The organism is Orbaceae bacterium lpD02 (assembly GCA_036251875.1).
In the GTDB taxonomy this organism is placed as follows: domain Bacteria; phylum Pseudomonadota; class Gammaproteobacteria; order Enterobacterales; family Orbaceae; genus Orbus; species Orbus sturtevantii.
This window is the reverse complement of record CP133960.1, coordinates 2,106,100-2,122,740: the sequence shown is the minus strand read 5'-3', so window position 1 is coordinate 2,122,740 and position 16,641 is coordinate 2,106,100. Positions and strand designations below refer to the sequence as shown.

Sequence of the window (16,641 nt, the reverse complement as noted above, 5' to 3'; positions counted from 1 at the left end):
AAAATACATAACATCTTGATTGAGAGATTAATGCATTAAAATACTGATAAAATTCCGTCAGTTTATATCTGGCAAATACCTATTTTTAAGCAAAGGAAGGTATTTCATTCAGAGGTGATTATGCAAATTTATTATTTAAACTACTTGACAAAAAATCAATGAACTAGTTTAATGATACAACATAATTTGGATGAATATTAAAAAATGAAAAACTTAATCTCTGTTATATTTTCTTGGTGGCGTATTACTTATCTTGGGTAATGTGCTTTTTTTGCTATATAAAGAAAATTCACTAGCCCGCAATCGCGGGCTTTTTAATACGATTAAATAAGATTTAATATACATTAGGGAATAATCAAATGCCTAAATTACAACAATTTAAACAGTTAATTTGCTACCATAATGACCCGACCAAAATATTCAATCAACTCTGTGCCAACCGCCCTGCAACACTACTATTAGAATCGGCGGAAATCGATAACAAGCAAGGCATCAAAAGCGTCATGATCATTGATAGTGCGCTACGTATTAACGCTTTAAACACCCAAGTGACGGTTAGCGCTTTAACTGAAAATGGCTTAGCTTTGTTACCTTTACTGGCGGAATCTTTTCCACCGCAAGCCACTAAACAGCTTACGCACAACACATTAACGATTAATTTTCCTGTTATTGATAATTTGCAAGATGAAGATTCAAGGCTTAAAGCATTATCGATTTTTGATACGCTACGCAATATTTTAACCTTAGTCACCCTTCCTGATGATGCCGAAAATGATGCAATATTCTTAGGCGGCTTATTTGGTTATGATTTAGTCACCGGATTTGAAAATTTACCTAAGTTACCTACTCAGCAACGCTGCCCTGATTACTGCTTTTACTTGGCTGAAACACTGCTTGAAATGAACCATAAAACACAAACTGCCACGTTAAAATCGAGTCTATTTGTCCAGAATAATCAAGAAGCACAGCGCTTACGTCATCGACTAGCATCGCTTGAGCAACAACTTAACCAGCCGATTAAAGCGATCAAACGCCAATCTTTAGCTGATGCCATTGTCACTTGTAACTTAAATGATGATGACTTCAATACCATCGTAAAAAAAATGCAAGATGCGATACAACAAGGTGAAATATTTCAAGCCGTGCCATCAAGGCGCTTTAAGCTACCCTGCCCTGAGCCATTATCGGCTTATCATACTTTAAAACAGAGTAATCCAAGCCCTTATATGTTCTATATGCAAGATGAGGATTTCACCCTATTTGGTGCATCACCGGAAAGCGCGCTCAAATACACCAAACAAACTAATCAAGTTGAAATTTATCCGATTGCCGGAACTCGCCCACGCGGATTAAATGCCCATGGTGAGGTCGATTATGATCTTGATAGCCGACTTGAACTAGAAATGCGCACCGATAAAAAAGAGCTGGCAGAGCATTTAATGTTAGTTGATTTAGCGCGCAATGACTTGGCGCGCATCTGTGTACCCGGCAGCCGCTATACCAAAGAGTTACTAAAAGTGGATCGTTATTCGTTTGTCATGCATTTAGTCTCGCGTGTTATTGGTCAACTGCGCCCAGATTTAGATGCCCTACACGCTTATCAAGCAACGATGAATATGGGCACCTTAACCGGCGCGCCAAAAGTACGGGCGATGCAACTGATTGCTGAATCTGAAAAAACACGCCGAGGCAGTTATGGCGGTGCAATTGGCTACCTTACCGCGAATGGTGATTTAGATACCTGTATCGTTATCCGTAGCGTTTATGTCGAAGATGGCATTGCAACCGTACAAGCGGGTGGCGGCGTGGTGCTTGATTCTGATCCGCAATCCGAAGCTGATGAAACGCGAAATAAAGCGCGCGCCGTTATCCGCGCGATTATTAAAGCACACAATGTAGAAGGAACATTCTAATGGCGAATATTCTATTTTTAGATAATATTGACTCGTTTACCTATAACTTAGTCGATCAGCTTCGATATAGTGGGCATCATGTGACGATCTATCGCAATACTCTGCCTGCAGATTTGATTATTGAAAAATTATCCCAGCTACAAAATCCGATCCTATTTTTATCACCAGGTCCTGGCGCACCAAGCCAAGCGGGCTGTATGCCTGAGTTATTACAGCGCTTAAAAGGTCAGTTACCAATTATTGGTATCTGCCTTGGTCACCAAGCGATTGTCGAATCTTATGGCGGCAGCATTGTACCTGCGGGCGACATTTTACACGGCAAAGCATCACTGATTAAACATGATGGCAAACTGATGTTTAACGGTTTACCAAACCCATTACCCGTTGCGCGTTACCATTCACTTAAAGGCGAAAATATCCCTGCTTCGCTGACCATTAATGCGATGTTCGATAATGTCGTAATGGCGGTTAGGAATGATCATGACCGTGTCTATGGCTTCCAATTTCACCCAGAATCGATCTTAACCATCAATGGTGTTCAACTATTAAACCAAACAATTGAGTGTGCATTAGCTGCGCCCCATGCATCAAAAACAGAGCCATCATTAGCCGAAGCAGAAAAAACCGCCGCGCAAACTAGCGAAAAAATCATTCAACCAATTTTAGATAAACTTTACCAAGGAAAAGTCCTTGCGCAAGACGAAAGCCAAATCTTATTTAGCCAAATTATTAACGGTAAGCTACAACCGACCACTCTTGCAACAGCAATAATTAGTATGAAAGTGCGTGGCGAGCAGCCGCAAGAGATCGCTGGCGCCGCAACCGCACTGCTTAATAATGCCGATAGCTTTGCAACGCCTGATTATGATTTTACTGATATTGTTGGTACGGGTGGCGATGGCACGAATAGTATTAATATCTCAACCGCGAGCGCCTTTGTTGCTGCGAGTATGGGCTTTAAAATTGCCAAACATGGCAATCGCGGTGTATCGAGTAAGTCAGGCTCATCTGATGTGCTTGCGGCATTAGGGATTAAACTCAACATGTCAGCCGATATTGCAAGGCAAGCGCTTGATGAATTAGGAATTTGCTTTTTATTTGCTCAGCAGTATCACTCAGGTTTTCGTCATGCTGCGCCCATTCGCCAACAGCTAAAAACTCGCACTATTTTTAATATTTTGGGGCCGTTAATTAATCCGGCTAAACCTAAACGTATTTTACTTGGTGTTTATCATCGTGATTTATTGAAGCCTATTGCCCAAACCCTTGCTATGTTAGGCTATGAACATGCTATTGTGGTGCATGGTGATGGCATGGATGAAGTAGCTATTCATGGCACAACCGATGTCGCCGAGGTGATTAATAGCAATATTAATTATTTTAGTGTTAACCCACAAGACTTTGGGGTTAATTGTTACACATTAAAAGATATTGAAGGTGGTACACCGGAGCAAAACCGCGATAGTTTAATTGCTATCTTACAAGGTAATGGTCAGGACGCACATAGTGCGGCCATCGCAGTGAATGTGGCGATGCTAATGAAGTTATTTGGCCATAATGATTTACACGCGAATACACAGCAAGCGTTAAATATGATACATAGTGGCAAGCCTTATCAATTATTATCCGCACTAGCGCAACGAGGTTAATTATGGCAATTGAATCATTAATTGAAAATGTTGAGATGGCAACGGTATTGAAGAAAATTGTTACCGACAAAGCTATTTGGTTAGCGGATCGCAAAGTACGGCAACCACTATCCACTTTTAAAGATAACCTAGCACCAAGCGATCGCAATTTTTATCATGCATTAACTGATAGTAAAAGTGTGTTTATTTTAGAGTGTAAAAAGGCATCGCCATCAAAGGGATTAATTTGTCATGATTTTAATCCAGAGGAGATCGCTAAAATATATGGCCATCATGCTAATGCAATCTCGGTATTAACCGATGAAAAATACTTTCAAGGTAGCTTTGATTTTTTACCGATCGTTAAACAGCACACTCACCAGCCGATATTATGTAAAGATTTTATCATTGATGAGTACCAAGTCTATTTAGCGCGTTATTATCAAGCCGATGCTATTTTACTTATGCTCTCAGTGCTAAATGATGATGAATATTTAGTGCTTAGCGAACTCGCCCACAGCCTAAATATGGGCGTATTAACCGAAGCCAGTACTCAGCACGAAGTTGAGCGAGCAATACAACTTAACGCCAAAGTGATTGGTATTAATAACCGTAACCTACGTGATTTGACAGTCGATCTTGATCGCGTTAAACAGCTAGCGCCGCAAATTCCGGAGGATCGCATTGTGATCAGTGAATCAGGAATTTACACCCATGCGCAAGTGCTCGAATTAAGTCACTATGCAGATGGTTTTTTAATTGGTAGTGCGCTGATGTCGGAAGATGATTTAGAGCTTGCTATACGCAAAGTAATGTTAGGTGAAAATAAAGTGTGCGGCTTAACCCGAAAAGAGGATGCGTTTGCCGCTTATCAGGCTGGCAGTGTCTACGGTGGGCTGATTTTTGTGCAGTCATCACCTCGTTATATTGAGCCGATTAAAGCGCGAACCGTAATGTCAGGGGCCAAACTAAATTGGGTCGGTGTATTTAAAAATGAACCATTAGCTAATGTGGTAAATATCGCAACCTCACTTAATTTATTTGCCGTGCAGTTACATGGTGATGAAGACGCCAGTTATATTGCAGACTTGCGAGATAAGCTACCAAAACCGTGCCAAATTTGGCAAGCAATCAGCATTAAAGCGGTAATTCCAACGCACAATAACCCATTGGTTAACCGTTACCTATTTGATCAGGGTAACGGTGGCACAGGTAAACCATTTGATTGGCAGCTGCTCGTTAACCAACCATTAGATAATGTGATGCTGGCAGGCGGCGTTAATCCTCAAAATGCCAAGCAAGCAATACAAACCGGCGTTATCGGCCTTGATATTAATTCTGGTGTAGAAACCTCATCGGGAATAAAAGATCACGATAAAATTAAACAGTTATTCTCAATATTAAGCAATTATCCGTATTAAAAAAGGGAATGTATCATGTCAAAATTAGATCCTTACTTCGGTGAATTTGGTGGTCAATATGTGCCGCAGATTCTCATCCCCGTACTTGATGAACTTGAGCAGGCTTTTCTTGATGCGAAAGCTGATCCCGCGTTTCAACAAGAGTTTCATGACCTATTAAAAAATTATGCTGGTAGGCCAACTGCATTAACCCTTTGCCGTAATTTAACCGCTGGTAGCAAAACTAAACTTTACCTAAAACGTGAAGATTTAGTGCACGGCGGCGCCCACAAAACCAACCAAGTTCTAGGTCAAGCACTGCTGGCTAAGCGTATGGGTAAAACTGAAATTATTGCCGAAACTGGCGCAGGTCAACATGGCGTCGCCTCGGCGCTTGCTTGTGCATTATTAGGATTAAAATGCCGAATTTATATGGGCGCCAAAGATGTTGAGCGTCAGGCACCAAACGTATTTAGAATGCGTCTAATGGGCGCGACGGTAATTCCAGTTACGACCGGTAGTGCAACCTTAAAAGATGCGTGTAATGAGGCTCTACGGGACTGGTCGGGTAGTTATGAAAAAGCGCACTATATGCTAGGCACAGCGGCAGGACCACATCCATTTCCAACGATAGTGAGAGAGTTTCAACAAATGATTAGTGCCGAAGCTAAGCAACAAATCCTTGCTCGCGAAGGTCGTTTACCTGATGCGGTAATTGCTTGCGTTGGTGGAGGTTCAAATGCGATTGGTATGTTTGCTAACTTTATCGATGACAAAGACGTGCAGTTAATTGGTGTTGAACCTGGCGGCCATGGCATTGAGACAGGCCAACATGGCGCGTCATTAAAACATGGTAAATTGGGTATTTATTTCGGCATGAAATCGCCAATGATGCAAACCGAAGAAGGCCAAATCGAGGAGTCTTACTCAATTTCCGCCGGGCTTGATTTCCCCTCTGTTGGGCCGCAGCATGCTTATCTTGATAGCATTGGTAGGGCGCAGTATGTTTCTATCACCGATAATGAGGCGCTAGAGGCATTTAAAGCATTATCACTACACGAAGGGATTATTCCCGCGTTAGAATCGTCTCACGCGCTCGCTTATGCACTAAAATTAATTAAACAAGATCCAGATAAAGAGCAACTATTAATTGTCAATTTATCAGGTCGCGGCGATAAAGATATTTTTACCGTTTACGATATTTTAAAAGCAAGAGGAGAAGTCGCATGAGTCAGTTAATAAAGCCTAATCGATATGAGGTGCTATTTTCGCAGCTTGCTAAACAAAACCGTGGTGCCTTTGTCCCCTTTGTCGCCGTCGGTGACCCAACGCCGGCGTTATCACTACAAATTATTGATACCTTAGTCACTGCTGGCGCTGATGCATTAGAACTGGGGATCCCATTTTCTGATCCGTTAGCCGATGGACCAACCATTCAAGAGGCAAATTTGCGCGCCTTTGCCGGCGGCATAAATGTAGCCAAATGTTTTGAAGTATTAGCTCAAGTACGCCAAAAACACCCAACAACCCCAATCGGCTTACTGATTTACGCTAATTTAGTGTTTAAAGGCGGTATTGATGACTTTTATGCCCGCTGCGCTCAAGCAGGTGTTGATTCCGTATTAGTAGCAGATGTGCCATTATCAGAATCGGCACCATTTAAAGCAGCGGCATTAAAACATGGCATTGCGCCAATATTTATCTGCCCACCGAATGCCAATGATGATGTGCTAAAGGGTATTGCGGATAATGGACAAGGTTATACTTATTTAGTTTCGCGAGCAGGCGTTACAGGCACTGAGAATAAAGCGAATAAACCGCTAACTCATTTAATTAAAAAACTTAATGAGTTTAATGCGCCACCAGCTATTCAAGGTTTTGGTATTTCAACCCCAGAACAAGTTAGTGAAGCGATTAAAGGCGGAGCGGCTGGCGCGATATCAGGTTCAGCAACGGTTAAAATTATTGCTGATAATCAAAATAACCCCACCGTAATGTTAGATAAACTAACACGCTTTGTTAAAGTGATGAAAGCAGCGACAAGTAAATAACCCTAGTTATTGAATTCAATATTATATTCGTTATTTTTTGTTGCAAAAACTCAATATGGAATAAAGATTTAGTTAATAGCTAAATCTTTATTATTGCTAGCATAAACTAATGGTTTAATAATATGATTATTTTTTATATTACCTAAATAGGCAAATATGAGTAAAATAAACTGGATAAAATCAGGTTAATTATCCAATTTCGGCGTAGTTCATCGATAATATTAGGAAATATAAAAGGAAATATCATGATCAAAACACTCTTTACCGCATTAATCACCGCTTTACTCGCTGCTACTTTAGTTTGGTTAAGTAGTTACCTTAACCTGCCATTTTGGTATTGCCTGCTGAGTAGCGCACTCTTTTTTGCCGCACCGCAATCAAATTTAATGGGGCTGGTGATTACCCTCTTTACCGCATTACTGGGTATTTTATTTGGAGTAATTTATCTGCAAGTCAGCCCATACATCACTAATATGCCATATAAAACCGAAGTTATCGTCGGGATTGTGGTCTTTTTACTGTTTGCAATCACCCAACTACAACACTTGAAATACTTTGCTTGCTCACTAATTACGTTGTCATTGTTAGTTTTACAAAATGGTAATTGGATCATGATTTGCCAAGCCGCCGTCGTTGGTATTTTATTTGGTTTTGTTGCCAGATCAATAAGTTTGCTGATTAGTGGCAAAAGCCTTAATTAAGCAAATGTGGTGCTGATGTGCTACTATAGCAATCATCTTTATTCATACAATTATCATTAATTATGCTCATTGCCAAAATTGTGCTGCCTATTCGGCTACATCAAACGTTTGATTATATTGTGCCAGATAAACTAGCCAATTTAGCTACGCTAGGCATACGAGTTAAAATTCCATTTGGTAACCGCCATGCTATCGGAATTATCTCGGCACTCAGTAGCCAGAGTGAATACGATATCCACAAGCTAAAAACTATTAGTGAGTTTATCGATCCACAACCATTATTCTCAGATAAACTGTGGCAGTTTTTATTGTGGGCAGCTGATTACTATCACTATCCACTTGGCGAAGTACTATTTCACGCTATCCCGATTTTATTAAGACAAGGTAAAGCCGCAACCAAATCGGAAACGCTAATCTGGCAACTGACTGAGCAAGGTAAAATTATTGATAGCTGCACGCTAGCTCGTTCGGTCAAACAGCAAGCATTGTTGAGTTTGATGCAAGCGGGTAGCGAAATTGAATCAAACCGCTTTTCACCTGCTGTATACAAAGCATTAAGCGATAAAGCGCTGATCGAAAAAATCGCGCTAATACCTGATGCCTACTGTTGGCAAAAAAATATTTCATCTAATCCAAGCCCTTTTGTACTTAATGCTCAACAAATAAGTGCCATTGATAGCATCAATCAGCAGTGCGATCGGTTTGGCGTATTTTTACTTGAGGGCGTAACCGGCTCGGGTAAAACGGAAGTATACCTACAAGCGATTGAAGCGGTTATTTTGCAAGGTAAGCAAGCCCTGATATTAGTACCTGAGATTGGTTTAACGCCGCAAACGATTAAGCGATTCCAGCAGCGCTTTAATGTGCCGATTGTCATGCTGCATTCTGCGATGAGCGAAAAGGAAAGACTATCGACTTGGTTGCAGTGCAAGCAAGGTGATATTGCCATTGTAATTGGTACTAGATCGGCGCTATTTACACCATTTAAACAACTAGGTATGATTATTATCGATGAAGAGCATGATTCGTCATATAAACAGCAAGAAGGTTGGCGCTATCACGCTCGTGATTTAGCGATTGTTCGAGCAAAAATAGAAAATATTCCAATTATTTTAGGCTCCGCAACCCCCTCGCTTGAAACACTCAATAATGCAAAGGCGCATCGCTACCAACATTTACATTTAACTGAACGTGCAGGTAATGCCGAGCTTGCTCAGCAAGTTGTGTTAGATATAAAAGGATTAGTGCTATCAGCGGGATTATCACAGCCGCTAATTGATAAAATTAAAAAACATTTGGCGAATGACAATCAGGTGATTTTATTTTTAAACCGTCGCGGATTCTCACCACTATTAATTTGCCATGATTGTGGTTGGATTGCGGAGTGCCCTCGCTGTGATAAGCCTTATACTTATCATCAAAAACAGCACAAATTGATTTGCCATCATTGTGACAGCCACCGCGCTATTCCTAACCAATGCCCTAAATGTGGATCGACTCACTTAGTACCGATTGGTTTTGGGACTGAGCAATTGGAACTACAATTAAATCAACTTTTCCCTGATGTTTCGGTGAGCAGGATTGATCGTGACTCTACCGCTAAAAAAGGCGCCTTAGATGAATATCTAAAACAAGTAAATTTGGGCGGTAAGCATATACTTGTTGGCACACAAATTTTAGCTAAAGGTCATCACTTTCCTGACGTAACATTAGTCGGCATTATCGATGTTGATGGCGCGCTATTTTCGAGTGATTTTAGGGCTACAGAGCGCTTTGCGCAGCTTTATACTCAAGTTTCAGGTCGTGCAGGCCGTGAAAATAAAGCGGGTGAAGTTATTTTACAAACTTATCATCCCGAGCACCCCCTGCTTAATCTATTATTGCAACAAGGTTATCAAGCTTTTGCAAACCAGATGCTGTTAGATCGGCAAATCACTCGCTTGCCGCCATTTAGCTATCAAGCACTATTTCATGCCGCAGATCGTAATAACCAATATGCACCACAATTTTTGCAAAAAGTCGCCGATTGGCTTAGCAAGCAGTTTAATGATGATATGCTCTGGTTGCTTGGTCCTTCTCCAGCAAATCAACCAAAAAGAGCGGGCTATAATCGTTGGCAGCTGCTATTACAACATACCGAGCGTCACAAATTACAGCTAGTATTAAGCCAGCTAGTTAGAGAAATTGAGCAATGGCCCGAGATTAAAAACCTACGCTGGAGTATTGATGTGGATCCGATTGAGGGATGGTAACACTTTTTATCACTACCTAAAATCGGTGATAAAAAAACCGTAACATTGTACATGCTACGGTTCAATTGAAAAGCTAATTTAAAAAATTATAATACGTCAATCGCATTAAGCTCTTTAAACGCTAACTCTAAACGAGCGATCATCGATTCTTCACCTTTACGTAACCAAACACGAGGATCGTAGTATTTTTTATTTGGTGAATCAACACCTTCCGGATTGCCTAATTGACCTTGTAGATAAGCTTCGTTAGCTTTATAGTAATTTAAGATGCCTTCCCAGTTCGCCCATTGAGTATCGGTATCGATATTCATTTTAACCACACCATAGCTGACTGCTTCAGCAATTTCTTCAGCGGTTGAGCCTGAACCGCCATGGAAGACAAAGTTTAATGATTTCTCAGGCAAACCAAATTTTTCAGATACATATTTCTGTGAATTATCTAAAATTTTTGGCGTTAGTTTTACATTACCTGGTTTATAAACGCCATGAACATTACCAAATGACGCCGCGATAGTAAAACGAGGACTGATAGCATTTAGCCTTTCATAAGCATAAGCAATGTCTTCTGGTTGTGTGTAAAGTGCTGAACTATCCATATGGCTATTATCAACACCATCTTCTTCCCCACCTGTACAACCAAGTTCAAGCTCTAAAGTCATACCTAAAGACTTCATGCGAGCTAGATATTGGCAGCATAAATCGATATTATCTTTTAGGCTTTCTTCAGATAAGTCAATCATATGAGATGAGAATAACGGTTTGCCTGTACGTGCAAAATGAGCTTCACCAGCATCTAATAGGCCATCAACCCATGGTAGTAACTTTTTCGCGCAATGGTCAGTATGAACAATAACTGGAACACCGTATTTTTCAGCGACTAAATGCACGTGTTTAGCTCCAGATACCGCGCCAAGAACAGCAGCACCTTGGCCTTCTAATTTTAGACCTTTACCTGCAATAAATTGTGCCCCACCATTTGAGAATTGCACAACAACTGGCGCACGAACTTTAGCAGCAGTTTCAATTACCGCGTTGATAGTATCAGTATTCACACAGTTTACAGCCGGTAGTGCAAATTTATTGTCACGCGCAATTTGAAATATTTTTTGAACATCATCGCCAGTTACAACACCAGGTTTTATTACATCTGAAATCTTAGTAGCCATTATTTTTACCTATAGATTTTATTATAAAATGCAGAAAAAAGGATGAAGTGGCACTCCATCCTTAATTGGAAATTACTTGCCTCTAGCTTCTAGCATAGCGACAGCGGGAAGCGTTTTACCTTCAACAAACTCAAGGAATGCCCCTCCGCCCGTTGAAATATAAGAAATTTTATCTTCAATGCCAAATAAATCGATAGCAGCTAATGTATCACCGCCTCCCGCGATAGAAAAACCGGCACTATCTGCAATTGCTTTAGCAACAATCTCGGTACCACGACGAAAGTTAGGGAACTCAAAAACACCAACCGGACCATTCCATAAAATAGTCTTAGCATTTTTAATAATTTTCGCTAACTCCTCAGCTGAAGCATCACCAATATCAAGAATTTGTTCATTTTCTTTAACATCTTTAACCGATTTTAATGCCGCTGTAGCGTTTTCGCTAAATTCTGTTGCAACACGGACATCAGTTGGTACTGGTATTTCACAATTAGCCATTAGTTTTTTAGCTTCTGGAATTAAATCAGCTTCATAAAGAGATTTACCAACATTATAGCCTTCTGCTGCAATAAACGTATTTGCAATACCACCGCCCACAATAATTTGATCAGCAATTTTCGATAAGGAATCAAGTACCGTCAGTTTAGTTGAGACTTTAGAACCGGCTACAATTGCAATCATCGGACGAGCAGGGTTATCTAACGCTTTACCTAAGGCATCAAGTTCTTGTGCTAGTAGAGGTCCTGCACAAGCTACTGGAGCAAATTTACCTGCACCATGTGTTGATGCTTGTGCACGGTGAGCAGTACCAAAAGCGTCCATGACATAAATATCACATAATGCAGCATATTTTTTCGATAATATTTCGTCGTCTTTTCCTTCGCCTTTATTAAAGCGAACATTTTCAAGTACAACTAATTCACCTTCTTTGACATCCACTCCATCAAGATAATCTTTGACTAAGCGCACAGGGAAATTAACATGTGCATTTAAATAGTCGACTACAGGTTGCAGAGAATATTCAGGGTTATATTCACCTTCAGTTGGACGACCGATATGCGAGGTAACCATTACTTTTGCGCCTTGTTTAATAGCAAGTTCAATAGTTGGTAGCGATGCACGAATACGAGCATCTGATGTCACTTTACCATCTTTAACGGGAACATTAAGATCTGAACGGATAAAAAGACGTTTACCTTTAAGTTCAAGATCTGTCATCTTAACAATAGCCATGAAATTTCCTCTTTCTAATAATATTTAATTCAAAAAATTTAGCCTATTTTAACACAAAATTTTTAAGGCTGATCAATTTAAAAAATGATTTATCTAAAATTTCTTATTGACAAAACGGCTCAAATAAGGCATATTTCGTCGCCTTAATGATAATTATATTTATTAGTTCATCTAATTTGGGAGTTGACCTTGGCTAATATCAAATCAGCTAAGAAGCGTGCAGTTCAATCTGAAAAACGCCGTAAACACAATGCAAGTCGTCGTTCGATGATGCGTACTTATATCAAAAAAGTATATGCAGCTATCGCAGCTGGTGATAAAGAATCAGCGCAAGTAGCATATAAAGATATGCAGGAAATCGTTGATCGTCAAGCGGCTCGTGGTTTAATCCACAAAAATAAAGCAGCACGCCATAAAGCAAGTTTAATTAAGCAAATCAATGCTATTGCATAATAGCTTAATTAGAGAATAATAATACCTAGTTTAGGTATGTGTTATTATTTTATAAAAAGTGGTGAAAGCCGCTTTTTTTATTTGTATACTAATCACAATTAAAACAGAATTGGAGAGAGTATATTGTGGCACAACGTGATTATGTCAAAAAGAAATCAAAAGCAAAAAATAGTTCACGTGTTATTCCTAATCTAATGATGGCAATTGCTATTTTATTAGTTATTTTGTTTGCCGCAATTTTATATTTTGTATCAAAAAATAATCCCCATCGACCCGTTTCTACACCACAAAATATTACCGAAAAACCACAAGTAACGCTACCGGATAAACCAGAAGAACGTTGGACTTATTTAAAAGAATTAGAAAATCCCAATGGTAATAATAAGGCGGTTATTCCTCCGCTAACAAAATCAATACAAGACAAAGAACGTCAGCAAATTTTAAGTAGTTTTATCAATGATAAACAGTCATCATCCGCAAGTAGTAACCAAGCGACAACAAATACAGCTCCACCAACCCAAATACAGCAAAAAACAACAGTTGAAACAGGACATTGGCTATTACAGTGTGGTGCATTCAAAGACAGAGGGAATGCTGAATCCCTGCAGGCTAAATTAACAATACTTGGCATGACAAGTTTTGTACAGAGTGAAAAATTTCATCGTGTACTTGTTGGACCCTATCAATTGAAATCCGATACAGAAAAAGCAATAGCAATATTAAAAGCTAATGGTATAAATAGCTGTATTGCGACCTTAAAATAGTGAATTGTTGATAGGTAGACTAATGAAACTAAAAAAATTTAATTTTAGAGCAAATACTCATAGTGTTAAACGTTTTATCATTATTTTATGGCAACATATCAACCATGATCGTTTGACAACATCCGCGGCGAGCCTTGCATATACCTCAATTTTAGCATTAGTACCGTTAATTACGGTCATTTTTTCTCTTTTATCTGCTTTTCCTATTTTTAATGAAGCAAGCCTATCGCTGCGGCAATTAGTTTATGATAATTTAGCGCCAGCTGCCAGTGATACCATTCAACAATACCTAGACCAATTTATTGCGAATACCAATAGAATGACCGCGTTTGGTATCATTGGTTTAGTTGTAACGTCTTTGTTATTAATTAGTTCAATTGATAGCGCCTTAAATTTTATTTGGCGAACAAAACGTAGACGTTCCTTTACCTATAAGCTAACGATGTACTGGACGATACTAACACTAGGCCCAATATTAATTGGGGCGAGCATCGCGATAAGTTCATATATATTTTCAACCAAGTGGTTATCTGATACAACCATTAGCCATGTATCTATCGGCTTTTTACCTTTTGTGATTTCTATTATTGGTTTTTGGCTGCTTTATTGCATAGTCCCAACGGAACCTGTGCCGACCAAAGAATCAATAGCAGGAGCAATAATTGCCGCGATATTATTTGAGCTAGGAAAAAAATTATTTACTTTATATGTGACATCTTTTCCGACTTATCAATTGATATATGGGGTATTATCCTCAATACCTTTATTGCTGATTTGGATTTATTTCTCGTGGTGTATTATTTTATTTGGTGCTGAATTTGCTGCTGCGTTAGCTGATTATAATAAACAGAAGATGACGCATGTCGCTGCTGGTGATAATAAAAAATGATAGCATTAATACAACGTGTTAAGCATGCTAGCGTTTTAGTTAATGACCAGACTGTTGGTAAAATAGACCGCGGTTTATTAGTCTTATTAGGTGTTGAAAAAGAAGACACCGAGCAAAAAGCAGCTCGACTTTGTGAAAAAGTATTAGGTTATCGTATCTTTAGCGACAATGAAGATAGAATGAACCTTAATATTAAGCAAGCTGGCGGCAGTATTTTAGTTGTCTCCCAATTTACACTTGTCGCTGATACTCAAAAAGGTATGCGTCCAAGTTTTACTAAAGGTGCTTTACCTGATGAAGCGAAAGCACTATATGAATATTTTACCAACCAATGCCAACAACAAATAGATACTCAAGCCGGCATTTTTGCTGCCGATATGCAAGTTTCACTCGTTAACGATGGTCCAGTGACTTTTTGGTTACAGGTTTAACCTATTGGTGCATAAAAAGCAGGCACTGTTTTTCACTAAGACGCACTACGAGAGTAGTGATAGCTATGATCAGCGCCGAACGAATCATCTGCTGATAACGCTGTTTATAGATTGAAGACTTTATACTATCAACAATTCCTGCTTCATTTGGTATTATTTTTTGGCTAATAATCTGAGGAGGTAATGTCATATCATGCAGCAAGCTTATTGGGCCGAGAATTTCGTCATCAACAAAAGTATAAACAGTCTCATCATCAAGTTCTAATTCATCAACAATGGCCATAATTAGCTCGATATCTTCATATTCCTCTCGACTAATAACGCCCAAAGCATAAAGTAACTTTAGCCTTACTGATAGCTCATTAAGCGGCCCACGATTACCCACCAAAGAGGGAATAACAAATTTAATCGCATGCTTATCCTTACGAAAAGCTTTCATTATTAGCTGATCTACATTCTGACCAATAATATCCATTGCAGTAACCAACAGCCCATGAATATCGAGCTGTTGATTTAGCCGTTCGAGAATATCGTCTTCTTGTAAACTTTCTAGCATGATTATATTTTAAAAGCTAAAAGCCCTTAGTTTGCATAAGCTCATAAATACTCTCAACTTTCTTAATTACTGGGTTATTAATCTCAATAGTTGATATTTGGCTAAATGCTTTATCAATCCCTTGTTGCGCAATGATATCGGCGAGTTCAATTGCCTGCTCATCATCATTGTTACGGTAATTAAGTGCGGCAGCAATACCAATAAGTAAATTATCGTTGCATAATTGATATTCAAACGTACCTAATAGCGGTTTGACTAATCGATCTGTTGGGCTTAATTTTCTTAATGGCTGACGACCTACTCTTGCCGTATCATCATGTAAATAAGGGTTTTCAAAACGGGCTAAAATTTTCTCAATATAGGCAATATGCTTAACATCATCAAACCGATAACGATTAATAAGCACTAACCCACTCTCTTCCATCGCACCACGTGCAATTAATCGGATTCGTTCATCAAGAATAGCATCACGAATAGTCGTTAAACCGTAATAATGACCTAAATAAGCAGTAATTGCATGCCCAGTATTGAGAGTAAATAGTTTTCGCTCAACAAAAGCCATTAGATTATCGGTAGGCTCCATACCAGAAATTATCGGAATAGGCCCTTTAAATTGAGTTTCATCAACAATCCATTCCGAAAAGGTCTCAACAGTAACTTCAAGAATATCACCTGTTTTTGATGTGGCTGGTGGAACAATACGATCAACGGCAGAATCAACAAAACCAATATTTTGATTAACCCAATTATGATATTGAGCCGGTAACACAGCAAAAATATGTTCTTTAAATTGGCTTGTACCTCGTACCATATTTTCACAGGCGATAATATTTAATGGCTGAGTGTTGTTACACTCAAAACGAGCTATCAGCCCTTTTGCCACCGCATCAGCAATACGTGGTAATATTTGCGGACCAACAGCTGTTGTAACTAGATCAACGTTAGCAATTTTATTAATAACTCCAGCAGATTGGCTATTAACCGCATCAACGCCAATTACCACTTCTGTCGTTGCACATTCACCAACGACATTGACTGGGTACTGATGTCTTACGTTCAATTCATCTACAATCGCTTGATTTACATCGGCAAAAGTGACTTTAATCCCTGCATCAGCTAATAGTTTACCAATAAAACCTCTACCAATATTACCTGCACCAAAATGTAAAACTTGCATAGTTTCAACCTTAATTATTTTATCTCG

15 protein-coding genes and 1 other annotated feature are annotated in these 16,641 nt (G+C 39.3%); of the genes, 11 read left to right on the top strand and 4 right to left on the bottom strand.

The window, feature by feature from the left end; genetic code table 11:
* The first annotated feature begins 228 nt into the window (after positions 1-228).
* Positions 229-319: a sequence feature (Trp leader region), on the top strand.
* 40 nt (positions 320-359) lie between these two features.
* The 7 genes from RHO12_09275 to priA all read left to right on the top strand — a co-directional run bounded on the left by RHO12_09275 (position 360) and on the right by priA (position 9,945).
* Positions 360-1,913, top strand: a complete 1,554-nt coding sequence (locus tag RHO12_09275) for an anthranilate synthase component 1 (protein WVD65567.1) — start codon at positions 360-362, stop codon at positions 1,911-1,913.
* Positions 1,913-3,562, top strand: a complete 1,650-nt coding sequence (gene trpD, locus RHO12_09270) for a bifunctional anthranilate synthase glutamate amidotransferase component TrpG/anthranilate phosphoribosyltransferase TrpD (GenBank protein WVD65566.1) — start codon at positions 1,913-1,915, stop codon at positions 3,560-3,562. The genes RHO12_09275 and trpD overlap by 1 nt, the downstream gene beginning before the upstream one ends.
* A gap of 2 nt (positions 3,563-3,564) precedes the next feature.
* Positions 3,565-4,962 (top strand): bifunctional indole-3-glycerol-phosphate synthase TrpC/phosphoribosylanthranilate isomerase TrpF, encoded by a 1,398-nt coding sequence (trpCF, locus tag RHO12_09265; protein WVD65565.1) that lies wholly within the window; start codon positions 3,565-3,567, stop codon positions 4,960-4,962.
* Positions 4,963-4,977: 15 nt separating this feature from the next.
* Positions 4,978-6,171 (top strand): tryptophan synthase subunit beta, encoded by a 1,194-nt coding sequence (gene trpB / locus RHO12_09260; GenBank protein ID WVD65564.1) that lies wholly within the window; start codon positions 4,978-4,980, stop codon positions 6,169-6,171.
* Positions 6,168-6,992 (top strand): tryptophan synthase subunit alpha, encoded by an 825-nt coding sequence (trpA, locus tag RHO12_09255; GenBank protein WVD65563.1) that lies wholly within the window; start codon positions 6,168-6,170, stop codon positions 6,990-6,992. Before trpB ends, trpA begins: the two co-directional genes overlap by 4 nt.
* Positions 6,993-7,237: 245 nt before the next feature.
* Complete coding sequence (locus RHO12_09250; GenBank protein ID WVD65562.1) at positions 7,238-7,693, top strand: DUF1097 domain-containing protein; 456 nt, start codon at positions 7,238-7,240, stop codon at positions 7,691-7,693.
* Between the two features lie 62 nt (positions 7,694-7,755).
* Entirely contained in the window at positions 7,756-9,945 is a 2,190-nt protein-coding gene (priA, locus tag RHO12_09245; protein ID WVD65561.1) for a primosomal protein N', read from the top strand.
* A gap of 86 nt (positions 9,946-10,031) precedes the next feature.
* On the opposite strand, the gene fbaA is transcribed toward priA, so the two are convergent.
* Positions 10,032-11,111, bottom strand: a complete 1,080-nt coding sequence (gene fbaA, locus RHO12_09240) for a class II fructose-bisphosphate aldolase (protein WVD65560.1) — start codon at positions 11,109-11,111, stop codon at positions 10,032-10,034.
* A gap of 72 nt (positions 11,112-11,183) precedes the next feature.
* Positions 11,184-12,344, bottom strand: coding sequence for a phosphoglycerate kinase (pgk, locus tag RHO12_09235; protein ID WVD65559.1), 1,161 nt, complete (start codon positions 12,342-12,344; stop codon positions 11,184-11,186).
* Positions 12,345-12,533: 189 nt separating this feature from the next.
* Here pgk and rpsT point away from each other — a divergent pair, with 189 nt between their 5' ends.
* The 4 genes from rpsT (at position 12,534) to dtd (ending at position 14,881) form a co-directional block, all read left to right on the top strand.
* Positions 12,534-12,797, top strand: a complete 264-nt coding sequence (gene rpsT, locus RHO12_09230; GenBank protein ID WVD65558.1) for a 30S ribosomal protein S20 — start codon at positions 12,534-12,536, stop codon at positions 12,795-12,797.
* A 125-nt stretch (positions 12,798-12,922) separates the two neighbouring features.
* The gene (locus RHO12_09225) at positions 12,923-13,561 is read left to right on the top strand and encodes an SPOR domain-containing protein (GenBank protein ID WVD65557.1); all 639 of its coding nucleotides are present in this window, start codon (positions 12,923-12,925) and stop codon (positions 13,559-13,561) included.
* Between the two features lie 22 nt (positions 13,562-13,583).
* Entirely contained in the window at positions 13,584-14,450 is an 867-nt protein-coding gene (locus RHO12_09220; GenBank protein WVD65556.1) for a virulence factor BrkB family protein, read from the top strand.
* Positions 14,447-14,881 (top strand): D-aminoacyl-tRNA deacylase, encoded by a 435-nt coding sequence (gene dtd, locus RHO12_09215; protein WVD65555.1) that lies wholly within the window; start codon positions 14,447-14,449, stop codon positions 14,879-14,881. The genes RHO12_09220 and dtd overlap by 4 nt, the downstream gene beginning before the upstream one ends.
* A gap of 1 nt (position 14,882) precedes the next feature.
* Here the strand turns inward: dtd and RHO12_09210 are convergent, their stop codons facing one another.
* Together RHO12_09210 and RHO12_09205 are read right to left on the bottom strand one after the other, a co-directional pair.
* Positions 14,883-15,437, bottom strand: a complete 555-nt coding sequence (locus RHO12_09210) for an MltR family transcriptional regulator (GenBank protein WVD65554.1) — start codon at positions 15,435-15,437, stop codon at positions 14,883-14,885.
* Between the two features lie 16 nt (positions 15,438-15,453).
* Complete coding sequence (locus RHO12_09205; GenBank protein WVD65553.1) at positions 15,454-16,614, bottom strand: mannitol-1-phosphate 5-dehydrogenase; 1,161 nt, start codon at positions 16,612-16,614, stop codon at positions 15,454-15,456.
* Between the last annotated feature and the right edge of the window lie 27 nt (positions 16,615-16,641).

What these genes read in the sequence shown, in the direction of transcription:
- RHO12_09210 (WVD65554.1), bottom strand. Translation starts at nt 15,437, where the DNA reads ATGCTAGAAAGTTTACAAGAAGACGATATTCTCGAACGGCTAAATCAA.
- RHO12_09220 (WVD65556.1), top strand. Translation starts at nt 13,584, where the DNA reads ATGAAACTAAAAAAATTTAATTTTAGAGCAAATACTCATAGTGTTAAA.
- dtd (WVD65555.1), top strand. Translation starts at nt 14,447, where the DNA reads ATGATAGCATTAATACAACGTGTTAAGCATGCTAGCGTTTTAGTTAAT.
- RHO12_09250 (WVD65562.1), top strand. Translation starts at nt 7,238, where the DNA reads ATGATCAAAACACTCTTTACCGCATTAATCACCGCTTTACTCGCTGCT.
- fbaA (WVD65560.1), bottom strand. Translation starts at nt 11,111, where the DNA reads ATGGCTACTAAGATTTCAGATGTAATAAAACCTGGTGTTGTAACTGGC.
- pgk (WVD65559.1), bottom strand. Translation starts at nt 12,344, where the DNA reads ATGGCTATTGTTAAGATGACAGATCTTGAACTTAAAGGTAAACGTCTT.
- trpB (WVD65564.1), top strand. Translation starts at nt 4,978, where the DNA reads ATGTCAAAATTAGATCCTTACTTCGGTGAATTTGGTGGTCAATATGTG.
- RHO12_09205 (WVD65553.1), bottom strand. Translation starts at nt 16,614, where the DNA reads ATGCAAGTTTTACATTTTGGTGCAGGTAATATTGGTAGAGGTTTTATT.
- trpCF (WVD65565.1), top strand. Translation starts at nt 3,565, where the DNA reads ATGGCAATTGAATCATTAATTGAAAATGTTGAGATGGCAACGGTATTG.
- priA (WVD65561.1), top strand. Translation starts at nt 7,756, where the DNA reads ATGCTCATTGCCAAAATTGTGCTGCCTATTCGGCTACATCAAACGTTT.
- RHO12_09275 (WVD65567.1), top strand. Translation starts at nt 360, where the DNA reads ATGCCTAAATTACAACAATTTAAACAGTTAATTTGCTACCATAATGAC.
- trpD (WVD65566.1), top strand. Translation starts at nt 1,913, where the DNA reads ATGGCGAATATTCTATTTTTAGATAATATTGACTCGTTTACCTATAAC.
- trpA (WVD65563.1), top strand. Translation starts at nt 6,168, where the DNA reads ATGAGTCAGTTAATAAAGCCTAATCGATATGAGGTGCTATTTTCGCAG.